The organism is Streptomyces sp. NPDC004542, from assembly GCF_040610035.1.
In the GTDB taxonomy this organism is placed as follows: Bacteria; Actinomycetota; Actinomycetes; order Streptomycetales; family Streptomycetaceae; genus Streptomyces.
Genome location: NZ_JBEXLP010000094.1, coordinates 13,129 through 27,175 on the forward strand (window position 1 = coordinate 13,129; position 14,047 = coordinate 27,175).

10 protein-coding genes are annotated in these 14,047 nt (G+C 72.8%); 7 read left to right on the plus strand and 3 right to left on the minus strand.

What is annotated here, in order from left to right; genetic code table 11:
* Positions 1-188: 188 nt before the first annotated feature.
* The 3 genes from ABZX30_RS32270 to ABZX30_RS32280 are packed head-to-tail and all read left to right on the plus strand — an operon-like array spanning position 189 to position 4,825.
* Positions 189-1,343 carry a CaiB/BaiF CoA-transferase family protein gene (locus ABZX30_RS32270; protein WP_355940109.1) on the plus strand — a complete coding sequence of 385 codons (1,155 nt, stop codon included), beginning with the start codon at positions 189-191 and terminating at the stop codon, positions 1,341-1,343.
* Between the two features lie 41 nt (positions 1,344-1,384).
* A complete protein-coding gene (locus ABZX30_RS32275; RefSeq protein ID WP_355940112.1) occupies positions 1,385-2,599 on the plus strand; it encodes an acetyl-CoA C-acetyltransferase in 1,215 nt (404 codons plus the stop codon).
* Positions 2,600-2,641: 42 nt separating this feature from the next.
* The gene (locus ABZX30_RS32280; RefSeq protein ID WP_355940115.1) at positions 2,642-4,825 is read left to right on the plus strand and encodes a 3-hydroxyacyl-CoA dehydrogenase NAD-binding domain-containing protein; all 2,184 of its coding nucleotides are present in this window, start codon (positions 2,642-2,644) and stop codon (positions 4,823-4,825) included.
* Here ABZX30_RS32280 and ABZX30_RS32285 read toward each other — a convergent pair.
* Positions 4,811-5,545: a MerR family transcriptional regulator gene (locus tag ABZX30_RS32285; protein WP_355940118.1), complete on the minus strand. Its 735-nt coding sequence runs from the start codon at positions 5,543-5,545 to the stop codon at positions 4,811-4,813. The genes ABZX30_RS32280 and ABZX30_RS32285 overlap by 15 nt on opposite strands.
* 210 nt (positions 5,546-5,755) lie before the next feature.
* Between ABZX30_RS32285 and ABZX30_RS32290 the strand changes: the two genes are divergently transcribed.
* Complete coding sequence (locus ABZX30_RS32290; RefSeq protein ID WP_355940121.1) at positions 5,756-7,222, plus strand: amino acid permease; 1,467 nt, start codon at positions 5,756-5,758, stop codon at positions 7,220-7,222.
* A 42-nt stretch (positions 7,223-7,264) separates the two neighbouring features.
* Entirely contained in the window at positions 7,265-7,753 is a 489-nt protein-coding gene (locus tag ABZX30_RS32295; protein ID WP_355940124.1) for a macro domain-containing protein, read from the plus strand.
* 37 nt (positions 7,754-7,790) lie between these two features.
* Here the strand turns inward: ABZX30_RS32295 and ABZX30_RS32300 are convergent, their stop codons facing one another.
* A complete protein-coding gene (locus tag ABZX30_RS32300) occupies positions 7,791-9,284 on the minus strand; it encodes a M1 family metallopeptidase (protein ID WP_355940127.1) in 1,494 nt (497 codons plus the stop codon).
* A gap of 172 nt (positions 9,285-9,456) precedes the next feature.
* Between ABZX30_RS32300 and ABZX30_RS32305 the strand changes: the two genes are divergently transcribed.
* Complete coding sequence (locus tag ABZX30_RS32305) at positions 9,457-11,412, plus strand: Xaa-Pro dipeptidyl-peptidase (RefSeq protein WP_355940130.1); 1,956 nt, start codon at positions 9,457-9,459, stop codon at positions 11,410-11,412.
* A gap of 208 nt (positions 11,413-11,620) precedes the next feature.
* Positions 11,621-13,261 (plus strand): ABC-F family ATP-binding cassette domain-containing protein, encoded by a 1,641-nt coding sequence (locus tag ABZX30_RS32310; RefSeq protein ID WP_355940133.1) that lies wholly within the window; start codon positions 11,621-11,623, stop codon positions 13,259-13,261.
* Between the two features lie 13 nt (positions 13,262-13,274).
* Here the strand turns inward: ABZX30_RS32310 and ABZX30_RS32315 are convergent, their stop codons facing one another.
* On the minus strand, positions 13,275-13,868 hold the full coding sequence (locus tag ABZX30_RS32315; protein ID WP_355940136.1) for a DinB family protein: 594 nt from the start codon (positions 13,866-13,868) through the stop codon (positions 13,275-13,277).
* Positions 13,869-14,047: the final 179 nt, after the last annotated feature.

Below are 14,047 nucleotides of genomic sequence, written 5' to 3' on the forward strand. Positions count from 1 at the left end.
AGGCTAGCGTGAGGAGTGCGGACCCCGACGGGCAGGCCCGTGCGCCGGGTTGCGCCGGCCGTGCCGTGCACCGGGCCCGCCGGGTACCGTGGCCAAGCGCTTGCTCGTCCGGGCCTTGTGCCCAGTGGAACGTGTTCTTAACATCGGCAGTGTTACAGCAGTTGTGTCACATGGACCGGGGGTGCGGCATGACCACGGCAGCGACGCCGGGCCACGGCCCGCTCACGGGCGTGCGCGTGGTCGAACTGGCCGGCATCGGCCCCGGCCCGTTCGCGGCCATGCTCCTGGCCGACCTGGGCGCCGACGTCGTCCGGGTGGACCGGCCGGGCGGCGCCCGGCTCGGCATCGCCCCGGCGTACGACGTGACCAACCGCAACAAGCGCTCCGTGCTGCTCGACCTGAAGTCCGGCGCCGGCCCCGCCCGCGTCCTCGACCTGGCCGAACGGGCCGACATCCTCATCGAGGGCTACCGCCCCGGCGTCGCCGAGCGCCTCGGCGTCGGCCCCGGCGCCTGCCACGCCCGCAACCCCGCGCTGGTCTACGGCCGGATGACCGGCTGGGGCCAGCAGGGCCCCCTCGCCGACCGGGCGGGCCACGACATCGCCTACCTCGCGCCGACCGGCGTCCTCGGCATGATCGGCGACCCGGACGGACCCCCCGCCGTCCCCGCCAACCTCCTCGGCGACTACGCGGGCGGCTCGCTCTACCTCGTGGTCGGCGTCCTCGCCGCACTCCACCACGCGCGTGTCACCGGCACCGGCCAGGTCGTCGACGCCGCCATCGTCGACGGCACCGCCCACCTCTCGGCGATGATCCACGGCATGCTGGCGGCCGGCGGCTGGCAGGACCGGCGCCGCGCCAACCTGCTGGACGGCGGCTGCCCGTACTACGGCACCTACGAGACCGCCGACGGCGGGTACATGGCGGTCGGCGCCCTCGAGCAGCAGTTCTACGAGGAGTTCCTGCGCCTGCTCGGCCTCGAGGAACTGGCCCCGGCCCGCAAGGACCGGACCCGCTGGGGCGAGCTGCGCGAGAAGATCGCCGCCCGCTTCAAGTCACGTACCCGGGACGAGTGGACGGCCCGCTTCGAGGGCACCGACGCGTGCGTGGCGCCCGTGCTGTCCCTGCGCGAGGCCCCGCACCACCCGCACCTCGCCGCCCGGGGCACCTTCACCGAGCACGGCGGCATCACCCAGCCCGCGCCCGCGCCCCGCTTCCTCGCCACCCCGACGGCCGTACGCACCGGCCCCGCCCGGCCCGGCGCCGACACGGCCGCCGTGGCCCGGGACTGGGGCATACCCGCGCTCGCCCACCACGACGATCCCGTCCGGGACGGCGACTGACCCCGCCCCCGGCCGGCCCACCTCCCGCGAAAGGCACACCTGTGAGCACCGAAGCGTACGTGTACGACGCGATCCGCACCCCGCGCGGCCGCGGCAAGGCGAACGGCGCCCTGCACGGCACCAAGCCCATCGACCTGGTCGTGGGCCTCATCCACGAGCTCCGCGACCGCTTCCCGGGCCTGGACCCGGCCGCGATCGACGACATCGTGCTCGGCGTCGTCGGCCCCGTGGGTGACCAGGGCTCCGACATCGCACGGATCGCGGCGATCGCCGCCGGGCTGCCGGACACCGTGGCGGGCGTCCAGGAGAACCGCTTCTGCGCCTCCGGCCTGGAGGCGGTGAACATGGCCGCCGCCAAGGTCCGTTCCGGCTTCGAGGACCTCGTCCTGGCCGGCGGCGTGGAGTCGATGTCGCGGGTGCCGATGGCCTCCGACGGCGGCGCCTGGTTCAACGACCCGATGACCAACCTCGCCGTCGACTTCGTGCCGCAGGGCATCGGCGCCGACCTCATCGCCACCATCGAGGGCTTCTCCCGCCGGGACGTCGACGAGTACGCGGCGCTGTCCCAGGAGCGCGCCGCCACCGCCTGGAAGGAGGGCCGCTTCGAGCGCTCGGTGGTCCCGGTCAGTGACCGCAGCGGCCTGGTCGTCCTCGACCACGACGAGCACCCGCGCCCGGGCACCACCGCCGACTCCCTGGCGGGGCTCAAGCCGTCGTTCGCCGACATCGGCGAGCTGGGCGGCTTCGACGCGGTCGCGTTGCAGAAGTACCACTGGGTGGAGAAGATCGACCACGTCCACCACGCGGGCAACTCCTCCGGCATCGTGGACGGCGCCTCGCTGGTCGCGATCGGCTCCGGGGAGGTCGGTGCGCGGTACGGCCTCACCCCGCGCGCGCGGATCGTCTCCGCCGCCGTCTCCGGCTCGGAGCCGACCATCATGCTCACCGGCCCCGCCCCGGCCACCCGCAAGGCGCTCGCCAAGGCCGGCCTCACCATCGACGACATCGACCTGGTCGAGATCAACGAGGCGTTCGCCGCGGTCGTGCTGCGCTTCGTCAAGGACATGGGCCTGTCCCTGGACAAGGTCAACGTCAACGGCGGCGCCATCGCGCTCGGCCATCCGCTCGGCGCGACCGGCGCGATGATCCTCGGCACCCTCGTGGACGAACTGGAGCGCCAGGACAAGCGGTACGGCCTCGCCACGCTGTGCGTCGGCGGCGGCATGGGCATCGCCACCGTCGTCGAGCGCGTCTGAACTCCCCGCGGAACCACGAGACCTCAAGGAAAGACGACTGTCATGACCGAGAGCACCACCATCCGCTGGGAGCAGGACGACACCGGTGTCGTCACCCTCGTCCTCGACGACCCCGGCCAGTCCGCGAACACCATGAACCAGGCGTTCCGCGACTCCCTGGCCGCGGTCACCGACCGCCTGGAGGCGGAACGGGAGGACATCCGCGGCGTCATCGTCACCTCCGCCAAGAAGACCTTCTTCGCCGGCGGCGACCTGCGCGACCTGATCCGGGTCACCCCCGGGACCGCGCAGGAGCTGTTCGACGGCGGCCTCGCCATCAAGCGGAACCTGCGCCGCATCGAGACCCTGGGCAAGCCGGTCGTCGCGGCGATCAACGGCGCGGCCCTGGGCGGCGGTTACGAGATCGCCCTGGCCTGCCACCACCGCGTCGCCCTGGACGCGCCCGGCTCCAGGATCGGCTGCCCCGAGGTCACGCTGGGCCTGCTCCCCGGGGGCGGCGGCGTGGTCCGCACGGTCCGGCTGCTCGGCATCGCCGACGCGCTCCTGAAGGTGCTCCTCCAGGGCACCCAGTACAACCCCCGGCGCGCCCTGGACAACGGCCTCGTCGACGAGGTGGCCGCCACCCCCGCGGAACTCCTCGCCAAGGCCCGCGCCTTCATCGACGCCCACCCCGAGTCCCGGCAGCCCTGGGACCGGCCGGGCTACCGGATCCCCGGCGGTACGCCCGCCGACCCCACGTTCGCGGCGAACCTCCCCGCCTTCCCCGCCACCCTGCGCAAGCAGACGGGCGGCGCCCCCTACCCGGCCCCCCGCAACATCCTCGCCGCCGCCGTCGAGGGCGCCCAGGTCGACTTCGAGACCGCCCAGGTGATCGAGGCCCGCTACTTCGTCGAACTGGCCGCCGGCCAGACCTCGAAGAACATGATCCAGGCGTTCTTCTTCGACCTCCAGGCCGTCAACTCCGGCGCCAACCGCCCGAAGGGCGTCGAGCCCCGTCAGGTGCGCAGGGTGGCCGTGCTCGGTGCCGGGATGATGGGCGCGGGCATCGCCTACTCCTGCGCCCGCGCGGGCATCGACGTCGTCCTGAAGGACGTGTCCCTGGAAGCGGCCGTCAAGGGCAAGGGCTACTCCGAGAAGCTGTGCGCCAAGGCCGTCGCGAAGGGCCGTACGACCCAGGAGAAGGCGGACGCGCTGCTGGCCCGCATCACGCCGGCCGCCGACGCGCAGGACCTGGCCGGCTGCGACGCGGTGATCGAGGCCGTCTTCGAGGACCCCGCGCTCAAGCACAAGGTGTTCCAGGAGATCGAGCACGTCGTCGCCCCGGACGCGCTGCTGTGCTCCAACACCTCCACCCTGCCCATCACCGCGCTCGCCGAGGGCGTCGAACGCCAGGACGACTTCATCGGCCTGCACTTCTTCTCGCCCGTCGACAAGATGCCGCTGGTGGAGATCATCAAGGGCGGACGGACCGGCGACACGGCCCTCGCGCGCGCGTTCGACCTGGTCCGGCAGATCGGCAAGACGCCGATCGTCGTCAACGACTCGCGCGGCTTCTTCACCTCGCGAGTGATCGGCCACTTCATCGACGAGGGCGTCGCCATGGTCGGCGAGGGCATCGAGCCGGCCTCCGTGGAGCAGGCGGCCGCGCAGGCGGGCTACCCGGCGAAGGTGCTGTCCCTGATGGACGAGCTGACGCTCACCCTGCCGCGGAAGATCCGGGCCGAGTCCAGGCGTGCCGTGGAGGAGTCGGGCGGCACCTGGACCGCGCACCCCGCCGAGGCGGTCATCGACCGCATGGTCGACGAGTTCGGCCGCACCGGCCGCAGCGGCGGCGCCGGCTTCTACGAGTACGGGGAGGACGGCAGGCGGGCCGGGCTGTGGCCGGGGCTGCGGGAGCACTTCACACGCCCGGGCGCCGAGATCCCGTTCGTGGACATGCAGGAGCGCATGCTCTTCGCCGAGGCGCTGGACACCGTCCGCCTCCTTCAGGAGGGTGTCCTCACCTCGGTCGCCGACGCCAACATCGGCTCGATCCTCGGCATCGGCTTCCCCGGCTGGACCGGCGGCGTGCTGCAGTACATCAACGGCTACGAAGGCGGCCTGCCCGGATTCGTGGCACGCGCGCGTGAGCTCGCCGAGCGCTACGGCGAGCGCTTCGACCCGCCCGCGCTGCTGGTGCGCAAGGCGGAGAAGGGGGAGCGGTTCACCGACTCAGCCCGCTCGTGACTCCTTGCTGAGCCACGCGCCCAGCTCCTCCCGCAGCGACCGCTGGAACGTGGTCAGCAGCGCCTGTACCACCAACGGGTGCATGTCCGCCGACAGGGACTTCACGTCCCGGGCGTCACGCTCCGCCACCTCGCCGCGCAGGAGCTGGGAGAGCTCGTGGGCCGCGGCGCGCGAGTGCTCGACGAGCACCTCGCGCGCCGCGAGGATCGCCTCCTGGGACAGCGGCACGCCGAGCAGCCGGACGCCGAGCCGCAGCAGCCCGCGGTCGACCCGGAACGTGTCCGCGCCGGCGGCCGTGACGACGCCCATCGCGGTCAGCCGCGCCACGTCCTCCTCCGTGAGCGGCACTCCCGCGCGCCGCTCGAGCTCCCGCCGCGACAGCGTCTCCTCGGTGTCCGGCGCCCAGGACGCGACCACGGCACGGTGGATCGCCAGGTCGTGCGGGGTGAGACCGGGCGGCAGCTGCCGCAGGTACCGCTCGATCGCGGCCAGGGTCATGCCCTGCTGCCGCAGCTCCTCGATGAGGGCCAGCCGGGCCACGTGCCCGGGCCCGTAGTGACCCACCCGGCGCGGACCGATCACCGGCGGCGGCAGCAGGCCCCGGGTGGCGTAGAAACGGACCGTGCGGACCGTGACGCCCGCGCGGGCGGCCAGTTCGTCGACGGTGAGGGTCGGCTGCCCGGCAGCGTCGTCGGCGCCGGGTACGGCATCGGTCGTCATGCGCAGCAGTATCGCTGTCTCACCAGTGCTGTGAAACATGTGGTGACCGTGTGAGAAGTGCCGCTGTGTGACGTGGACCCTCGCATGGCCGAGGACGCCCCGGGGAAGCTGCTGCCTCGGTCTGTACCGCGACACGAGGGTGGTGCGGGCCGAGACACGTTCGGACACCCGGGGCACGCGATCCCGGGGCACCAGAAAGTGGAACCACCCGTGAGCAAGGACGCCGTGCACTCGGCACAGGTCGCCGACCACCCCCGGGCGGCCCGCACACCCGCGGACGCGGGCGACGCCGGCTACAGCAAGGACCTCAAGCACCGCCACGTCAACATGATCGCGATCGGCGGCGCCATCGGCACCGGACTCTTCCTGGGCGCCGGCGGCCGGCTGCACAACGCGGGCCCGGCGCTCGCCCTGGCCTACCTGGTCTGCGGCGTCTTCGCCTTCTTCGTCGTACGGGCCCTCGGCGAGCTGGTCCTCTACCGGCCCTCCTCCGGCTCCTTCGTGTCGTACGCGCGTGAGTTCCTCGGCGAGAAGGGCGCCTACGTCGCCGGCTGGATGTACTTCCTGAACTGGTCGACCACCGGCATCGCCGACATCACCGCGATCGCCCTGTACACGCACTACTGGAGCCTGTTCACCCCGGTTCCGCAGTGGGTGCTCGCGCTGGTCGCCCTCGCGGTGGTCCTCGCGGTGAACCTGATCTCCGTGAAGATCTTCGGCGAGATGGAGTTCTGGTTCGCGATCGTCAAGGTCGTCACCCTCGTCGCCTTCATGCTGGTCGGCATCTTCCTGCTGGCCACCCGGCATCCCGTGGACGGTCACGCTCCGGGCCCGGGCGTGATCACGGACAACGGCGGCGCCCTCCCGCACGGCCTGATGCCGGTGGTCCTCGTCATGCAGGGCGTGATCTTCGCCTACGCCGCCCTGGAGCTGGTCGGGGTCGCCGCGGGAGAGACCGCCGAGCCGGAGAAGGTCGTCCCGCGCGCGGTGAACTCGATCATGTGGCGGGTGGGCGTGTTCTACGTCGGCTCGGTCGTCCTGCTGGCCCTGCTGCTGCCCGGCTCCGTGTACTCCGCCGACCAGAGTCCCTTCGTGACGGTCCTGTCGAAGATCGGCGTCTCCGGGGCGGGTGACGTGATGAACCTGGTCGTGCTCACCGCCGCCATGTCGTCGCTGAACTCCGGCCTGTACTCCACCGGCCGCATCCTGCGCTCGATGGCGATGGCCGGCTCGGCGCCGAGGTTCACCGCCCGCATGAACCGCAGCCAGGTCCCCTACGGCGGCATCCTGCTCACCTGCGCGGTGTGCGTGGCCGGTGTCGTGCTGAACTACCTCGTACCGAGCCAGGCCTTCGAGATCGTGCTGAACGTCGCCTCCCTCGGCATCATCAGCACCTGGGTGATCATCATGGTCTGCCACCTGGTCTTCGTCCGGCGGGCCCGGGAGGGCGCCGTCACCCGGCCGCACTTCCGGCTGCCGTTCAGCCCGGTCACCGAGATCGCCACGGTCGCCTTCCTGCTCGCCTGCCTCGGCATGATGTGGAACGACCCCGAGGTCGGCCGCAGGACCCTGCTCCTCATCCCGCTGATCGCCGTGCTGCTGATCGCCGGCTGGTTCGGCGTGCGCCGCCGGGTCGCGCAGAGCGTGGAGCGTGAGCTGATCGACTCCACGAAGTAGCAGGTCACAGCCGCTGTCAGTGGTGGCCTCTACGGTGGTGTCATGTCGGGGATCTCGTACGTCCGAGGTGACGCCACCGTGCCGTCGGTGGGGGGCGTCAAGGTGATCGCCCATGTCTGCAACGACATCGGCGGCTGGGGGAAGGGCTTCGTGCTGGCGCTCTCACGCCGCTGGCCGGAGCCGGAGGCCGCGTACCGTGCCTGGCACCGCGACCGCGCGGCGAACGACTTCGGTCTGGGCGCGGTGCAACTGGTGCGCGTCGAGCGGTACGTGTGGGTGGCCAACATGATCGGCCAGCGGGGCACACGCACCGGCAGCAAGGGCGTCCCGGTGCGCTACGAGGCGATCGGCACGGCCCTGGGCCGGCTCGCCGACGAAGCGGCCGCCCTCGGCGCGTCCGTGCACATGCCCCGCATAGGCTGCGGGCTGGCCGGCGGGACGTGGACCAGGGTCGAGCCGCTCGTCACCGGGCGGCTGGTCGAACGGGGGATCGCCGTGACGGTGTACGACCACAGGGAGGGGCCGGGCTGAGGCCGACGGGCGAGCCCGCCCCCCCGACGGGACGGCGTCAGCGCGCGTGCACGTCGTTCGTCGCCTCGATCTTCTTCCAGGACCTCGGCCGGGCGGGCGCCGTCGCGGTCCTCGCGACCGACGCGGCGCGCGCCGCGGACGCGGCCGGCTTCGACGGCTGGAACAGCCAGGTGTCGAAGAGCGCCGCGAGCGGCTTGCCGGAGACCCGCTCGGCGTACTTCTGGAAGTCGGCCACCGAGGCGTTGCCGTACGCGTGCTCCTCGGGCCAGCCCTTGAGGATGGCGAAGAAGGCGTCGTCGCCGACCGCGCCCCGCAGTGCCTGGACGGCGAGGGCGCCCCGGTCGTAGACCGCGGTGTCGAACTGGTTGTCCGGGCCCGGGTCACCGGGCGCGACCGTCCAGAACGCGTCGTCGGCCGGGTGCGAGGCGTACACGTAGTCCGCCAGCTCCCGTGTGGTGCCCTCGCCCTCGTGCTCGGACCACAGCCACTGCGCGTACCGCGCGAAGCCCTCGTTGAGCCAGATGTCCTTCCAGCCCTTCAGCGACACGTCGTCGCCGTACCACTGGTGCGCCAGCTCGTGCACCACCACGGAGGTGTTGGAGCCGGAGGCGAACTGCTTGGGGCTGTAGTACACCCGGGTCTGCGTCTCCAGCGCGTACCCGGTGGTGGTGTTGGGTACGTAGCCGCCCGCCGAGGCGAACGGGTACGGCCCGAAGTACCCGCTGAGCCAGTCCACCAGCTCCCCGGTCCGCTCCACGCTCGCCCGGGCCGCGCCGTCGTTGTCGCCGAGGTCCTTGCTGTAGGCGTTGACGACGGGGACACCACCGTCGGAGGTGCCGGTCGTGATGTCGAACTTCCCGACCGCGAGGGTGGCCAGGTACGTCGCCTGCGGCTTGTTCTGCCGCCAGGTGTAGCGGGTCCAGCCGAGCTTGGAGCTCGTCGACTGCAGCGTTCCGCCCGAGATGGCCTGGGTGCCGTCCGGCACGGCCACCGACACGTCGTAGGTGGCCTTGTCCAGCGGGTGGTCGTTGCTGGGGAACCACCACCACGCGGCCTCGGGCTCGTCCGCCGCGACCGCCCCGTCCGGGGTGCGGTGCCAGGTCGAGAACCCGTAGGCGCTCTTCGTCGACGGCACCCCGCTGTAGCGGACCACCACGGTGAACGGCGTGCCCTTGGCCAGCGGCGTCCTCGGGGTGATCTCCAGCTCGTGCTGCCCGGAGGTGGCGAAGGCGGCCGGGGCACCGTCGACCCGGACCTCGCTCACGTCCAGCAGGAAGTCCAGGTCGAAGCGGGACAGGTCCTCGGTGGTCCGCGCCAGGACGGTCGCCGTGCCCTCCAGCTCGTCGGTCGCGGGCTGGTAGCGCAGCCTCAGGTCGTAGTGGGAGACGTCGTAGCCGCCGTTGCCGTAGTACGGGTAGTAGGGGTCGCCGATGCCCGGCGCGCCGGGTGCCCAGCTCGCGGCCGATGCCGGGATCGCCAGCAGCAGGGAGGCCGCCGCGAGTGCGCCCGGGGCGAGGATTCTGCGGTGCACGTCAGCTCCAAGTCGTAGGGACGACAAGTCTGTTCGGAGCCTATTCAGACCCTGTGGCTCCTGGCGTGTCCACAGCACCCCGTGTCACACGATCGCCATTCGGCCGTCACGAAGGCGACGGCCACTCAGATGCCCACTACTGCGGGGCAGTTGGCCGAGGTACCGTCCGCGCATGCCGAAACGCACGCGCTTCACGACCTGGAGAACGTTCGCGACAGCGGCCGTCGCCGTCCTCACGGCCGCCTTCCTCACCCCGGCCGCCGCCCAGGCCGCCCCGGCCCCGAAGGAGAGCCGGCCGGTCTACTCCTACGCCGGTGCCGTCCGCGAGTCCGTCTGGGTGGACACCGGCCTCGACGGCGACGGCGACGGGAGGACCGACCGCGTCGCCGCCGACATCGTCCGGCCGGCCGAACCCGCCCGGCAGGGCCAAAAGGTCCCCGTCATCATGGACGCCAGCCCGTACTACTCCTGCTGCGGGCGCGGCAACGAGAGCCAGCTGAAGACCTACGACGCGAGCGGCCACGTCGTGCAGATGCCGCTGTTCTACGACAACTACTTCGTGCCCCGCGGCTACGCCTTCGTCGGCGTCGACCTCGCCGGCACCAACCGCTCCGACGGCTGCGTCGACATCGGCGGCCCGAGCGACATCCAGTCCGCGAAGGCCGTCGTCGACTGGCTGAACGGCCGCGCCCGCGCCTACACCAGCCGCACCGGCACCTCCACCGTCCGGGCGACCTGGACCGACGGCCGCACCGGCATGATCGGCAAGAGCTGGGACGCCACCATCGCCAACGGCGTCGCCGCCACCGGCGTCAGGGGCCTGAAGACGATCGTGCCGATCAGCGGCATCTCCTCCTGGTACGACTACTACTTCGCCAAGGGCGCCCCGCTGTACGACTCCGGCCCCGACGCCCTGTCCGACGCGGTGGAGAGCGACGGCGCCCGCGCCACGTGCGCCGCCGTCCAGCGGAAGCTGGTCGACGGAGCCCCCCGCACCGGCGACTGGACGCCCCTGTGGACCGAGCGCGACTACGTCAAGGACGCGGGCAAGGTACGGGCGAGCGTCTTCCTCGTGCACGGCATGCAGGACCTCAACGTCCGCACCCAGCACGCCGGCCGGTGGTGGGACGCCCTCGCGAAGCACGGCGTCGAGCGCAAGATCTGGCTCTCCCAGACCGGGCACGTCGACCCCTTCGACTACCGGCGCGCCGACTGGGTCGAGACCCTGCACCGCTGGTTCGACCACGAACTCCTCGGCTACGCCAACGGCATCGACCGCGAGCCGATGGCGGACATCGAGCGCCACCCCGACCAGTGGGTCACCTCGAAGGTCTGGCCGCCGCGCACCACTCGGGCCACCACGCTGCGCCCGGCCACCGGACCGCGGCCCGGCGTCGGCACCCTCGGCCTGCGCCAGGGCTCCGGCACCGAGACCTTCACCGACGACCCGCGCCTGAGCGAGACCGACTGGGCCGCGCGGATCACCCGCCCGACCCCCGAGAAGGCCGGTTTCCTCACCCGGCCGCTCACCCGTGACCTGCGCCTGTCCGGCTCCTCCGAGGTCACCGTCACCGCCACCCCGACCACCTCGACGGCCCACCTGTCCGCCGTCCTCGTCGACGTCGGCCCCGACACGATCCGTGACTACGCGGACGCCGCCGAGGGCATCACCACGCTCACCGACCGCACCTGCTGGGGCGCGAGCACCGCCGGGGACAGCGCCTGCTTCAAGGCGACGCGGGCGAAGACGGCCGCCGTCGGCTCCACGGTCCTCAGCCGCGGCTGGGCCGATCTCGGCCACTACGCCCCCGACCGCGCGGGCCGCCCGCTCACCCCGGGCAAGGCGTACACCCTCACGCTCGACCTCGCGGCCACCGACCACGTCGTCCCCCGGGGCCACCGCCTGGCCCTGATCGTCGCGGGCACGGACAAGGACCTCATCGATCCGCCGTCCACCACCCCGACGCTCACCCTGGACCTGGCCCGTACGTCGGCCCGGGTGCCGCTCGCCGGCGGCGCCGCCGCGTTCACCCGCGCCACCTCGGGCGGCACGCCCGCCACGCCCGCGGCCACCACCCTGGACGGCGTACGTCCGCCGCGCACCGGCCGGCACCTCCCCGGCAGCTGACACCCTCGGGCGGCCGGGCGAGCCGGCCCGGCCGCCCGAGGGCGTGACGGCGTGGCCGGACCGTCAAACCGCGGTCGGACAGGGGTAGAGGGTGAAGGGAGAGGCCTTCGTGGTGGCCCGGACGTCCGGGAGCGTGCTGGTGGCCGCGGTGACGCGCGCAAAGCCCGGCTGAGCGGCGGGCGGCCCGGCCGTTAGGATCGGCGTCCTGATGACTGCCACCCTCGTCGCCAAGAACCTCGCCGCCGGCCACGGCGACCGCTCGCTCTTCTCCGGCCTCGACCTCGTCGTCGCCCCCGGGGACGTGATCGGCCTCGTCGGAGCCAACGGAGCGGGCAAGTCCACGCTGCTGAGGATGCTCGCCGGACTGGCCGTGCCGGAAGAGGGCGAGCTCAGGCTCTCCCCGCCCACGGCGACCGTGGGACATCTCCCGCAGGAGCCGGAGCGCCGGCCCGGTGAGACCGTGCGGGAGTTCCTGGCCCGCCGCACCGGCGTCGCCGAGGCCCAGCGGACGATGGACGCGGCCACCGAGGCGCTGGTCGAGGGCGCGCCCGGCGCCGACGACGCCTACGCGGCGAGCCTGGAGCGCTGGCTCGGCCTCGGCGGCGCCGACCTGGACGAGCGGGCCGAGGAGGTCGCCGGCTCCCTCGGCCTGGCCGTGGACCTGGACCAGCCGATGACCTCCCTGTCCGGCGGCCAGGCGGCCCGCGCGGGCCTCGCCTCCCTGCTGCTCTCCCGCTACGACGTGTTCCTGCTCGACGAGCCCACCAACGACCTGGACCTGGACGGCCTGGAGCGCCTCGAACGCTTCGTCGCCGGGCTGCGCGCCGGGACCGTCGTCGTCAGCCACGACCGCGAGTTCCTCACCCGCACGGTCACCAAGGTCCTCGAACTCGACCTCGCCCAGCGGCGGATCAACCTCTACGGCGGCGGCTACGAGGCCTACCTGGAGGAACGCGAGGTGGCCCGCCGGCACGCCCGGGACGACTACGAGGAGTACGCCGACAAGAAGGCGGCCCTCCAGGACCGGGCGCAGATGCAGCGCTCCTGGATGGACAAGGGCGTGAAGAACGCGCGCCGCAAGGCGGGCAACGACAACGACAAGATCGGCCGCAAGTTCCGCAGCGAGGCCAGCGAGAAGCAGGCCGCGAAAGCCCGCCAGACCCAGCGCATGATCGAGCGCCTGGAGACCGTCGAGGAGCCCCGCAAGGAGTGGGAGCTGCGCATGGAGATCGCGGCGGCCCCGCGCTCCGGCTCGGTCGTGGCCTCGCTGCGGGACGCGGAGGTACGGCGCGGCGACTTCACCTTCGGACCGGTCCGCCTGCAGATCGACTGGGCGGACCGGGTGGCGGTCACCGGTGCCAACGGCGCGGGCAAGTCCACCCTGCTCGGCGCGCTGCTCGGCCGGATCCCCCTCGACGCCGGGCACGCGACGCTCGGTTCGGGTGTCCTGGTCGGCGAGGTCGACCAGGCCCGCAGGCTGTTCCACGGCCCGCAGGCCCTGCTGGACGCCTTCCGCGCGGCCGTCCCCGACACCGAGCCGGTCGAGGTGCGCACCCTGCTGGCCAAGTTCGGCCTGAAGCCGGAGCATGTGCTGCGCCCGGCCGCGAGCCTCTCACCGGGCGAACGCACCCGGGCCGCCCTGGCCCTGCTCCAGGGCCGGGGCGTCAACCTCCTCGTCCTGGACGAGCCGACGAACCACCTCGACCTGCCCGCCATCGAACAGCTGGAGTCGGCCCTCGACTCCTACCAGGGCACCCTGCTCCTGGTCACCCACGACCGGCGGATGCTGGACGCGGTACGGGTGACCCGCCGCCTGGAGGTCGCGGCCGGCAAGGTGACCGAGCGCTAGAACGCGGCACGCGCTACGCGTACCGGCGTTCCGCCTCCCGTGCCGCGGCCTCCACGCGGCCGCGGTGGTCCCGCCGTGCCCCGGCGTCCCCGGGGGACATGTTGCGGCCCTGCTCGCGCTGGCCGGCCGCCGTGTCGATCAGTTCCCGGACGATGTCGGCGTGCCCGGCGTGCCGCTGGGTCTCGGCGATCATGTGGGTGAGGACGCGGTGCAGCGTGATGTCGTTGCCCGGCCCTCCCGGTATCCGGCCGACCGCGTCCAGCGGCAGCGCGGCGATCGTCTCGTCCGAGTGGGCCCACGCCCGCCGGTACAGGCCGGTGATCCGCTCCCGGCTCTCCTCGGGCCGTGCCCACAGGTCCGCGTCCGGCTCGGCGTCCCCGGTGATCCACAGCGCGGGCCCGTCGGCGAAGGGCCGCCCGAAGGCCGTGCCGAAGTACAGCGCCTCGGCACCGGCGAGGTGCTTGACGAGTCCGAGCAGGTTGGTGCCGGTGGGAGTCAGGGGCCGCCGTACGTCGTACTCGGACAGGCCGTCCAGCTTCCACAGCAGCACATCGCGGGCGTCCTGCAGATACACCTGGAGGTCGGCCTTGGGATCGGTGGCGGGCACGGACGCAGTCTCGCGGGCGGGTGATCTTCCCGGCCACCGGTTTTCCGCGGGCCGGGCCCTTCCTGCGTGGAAGGCGCCCGGCCCCGGGTGGTCAGCGCCGCCCGTTCTTCGGGTCGAGCAGCCCCGCGCGCCGCAGCGCGTCGGCCATCGCGCCGCCCGCGGGCGGCGGGGGAGCCTGA

Coding starts and splice junctions, on each gene's coding strand:
- ABZX30_RS32270 (WP_355940109.1), top strand. CDS start 189: ATGACCACGGCAGCGACGCCGGGCCACGGCCCGCTCACGGGCGTGCGC.
- ABZX30_RS32280 (WP_355940115.1), top strand. CDS start 2,642: ATGACCGAGAGCACCACCATCCGCTGGGAGCAGGACGACACCGGTGTC.
- ABZX30_RS32285 (WP_355940118.1), bottom strand. CDS start 5,545: ATGACGACCGATGCCGTACCCGGCGCCGACGACGCTGCCGGGCAGCCG.
- ABZX30_RS32295 (WP_355940124.1), top strand. CDS start 7,265: ATGTCGGGGATCTCGTACGTCCGAGGTGACGCCACCGTGCCGTCGGTG.
- ABZX30_RS32305 (WP_355940130.1), top strand. CDS start 9,457: ATGCCGAAACGCACGCGCTTCACGACCTGGAGAACGTTCGCGACAGCG.
- ABZX30_RS32310 (WP_355940133.1), top strand. CDS start 11,621: ATGACTGCCACCCTCGTCGCCAAGAACCTCGCCGCCGGCCACGGCGAC.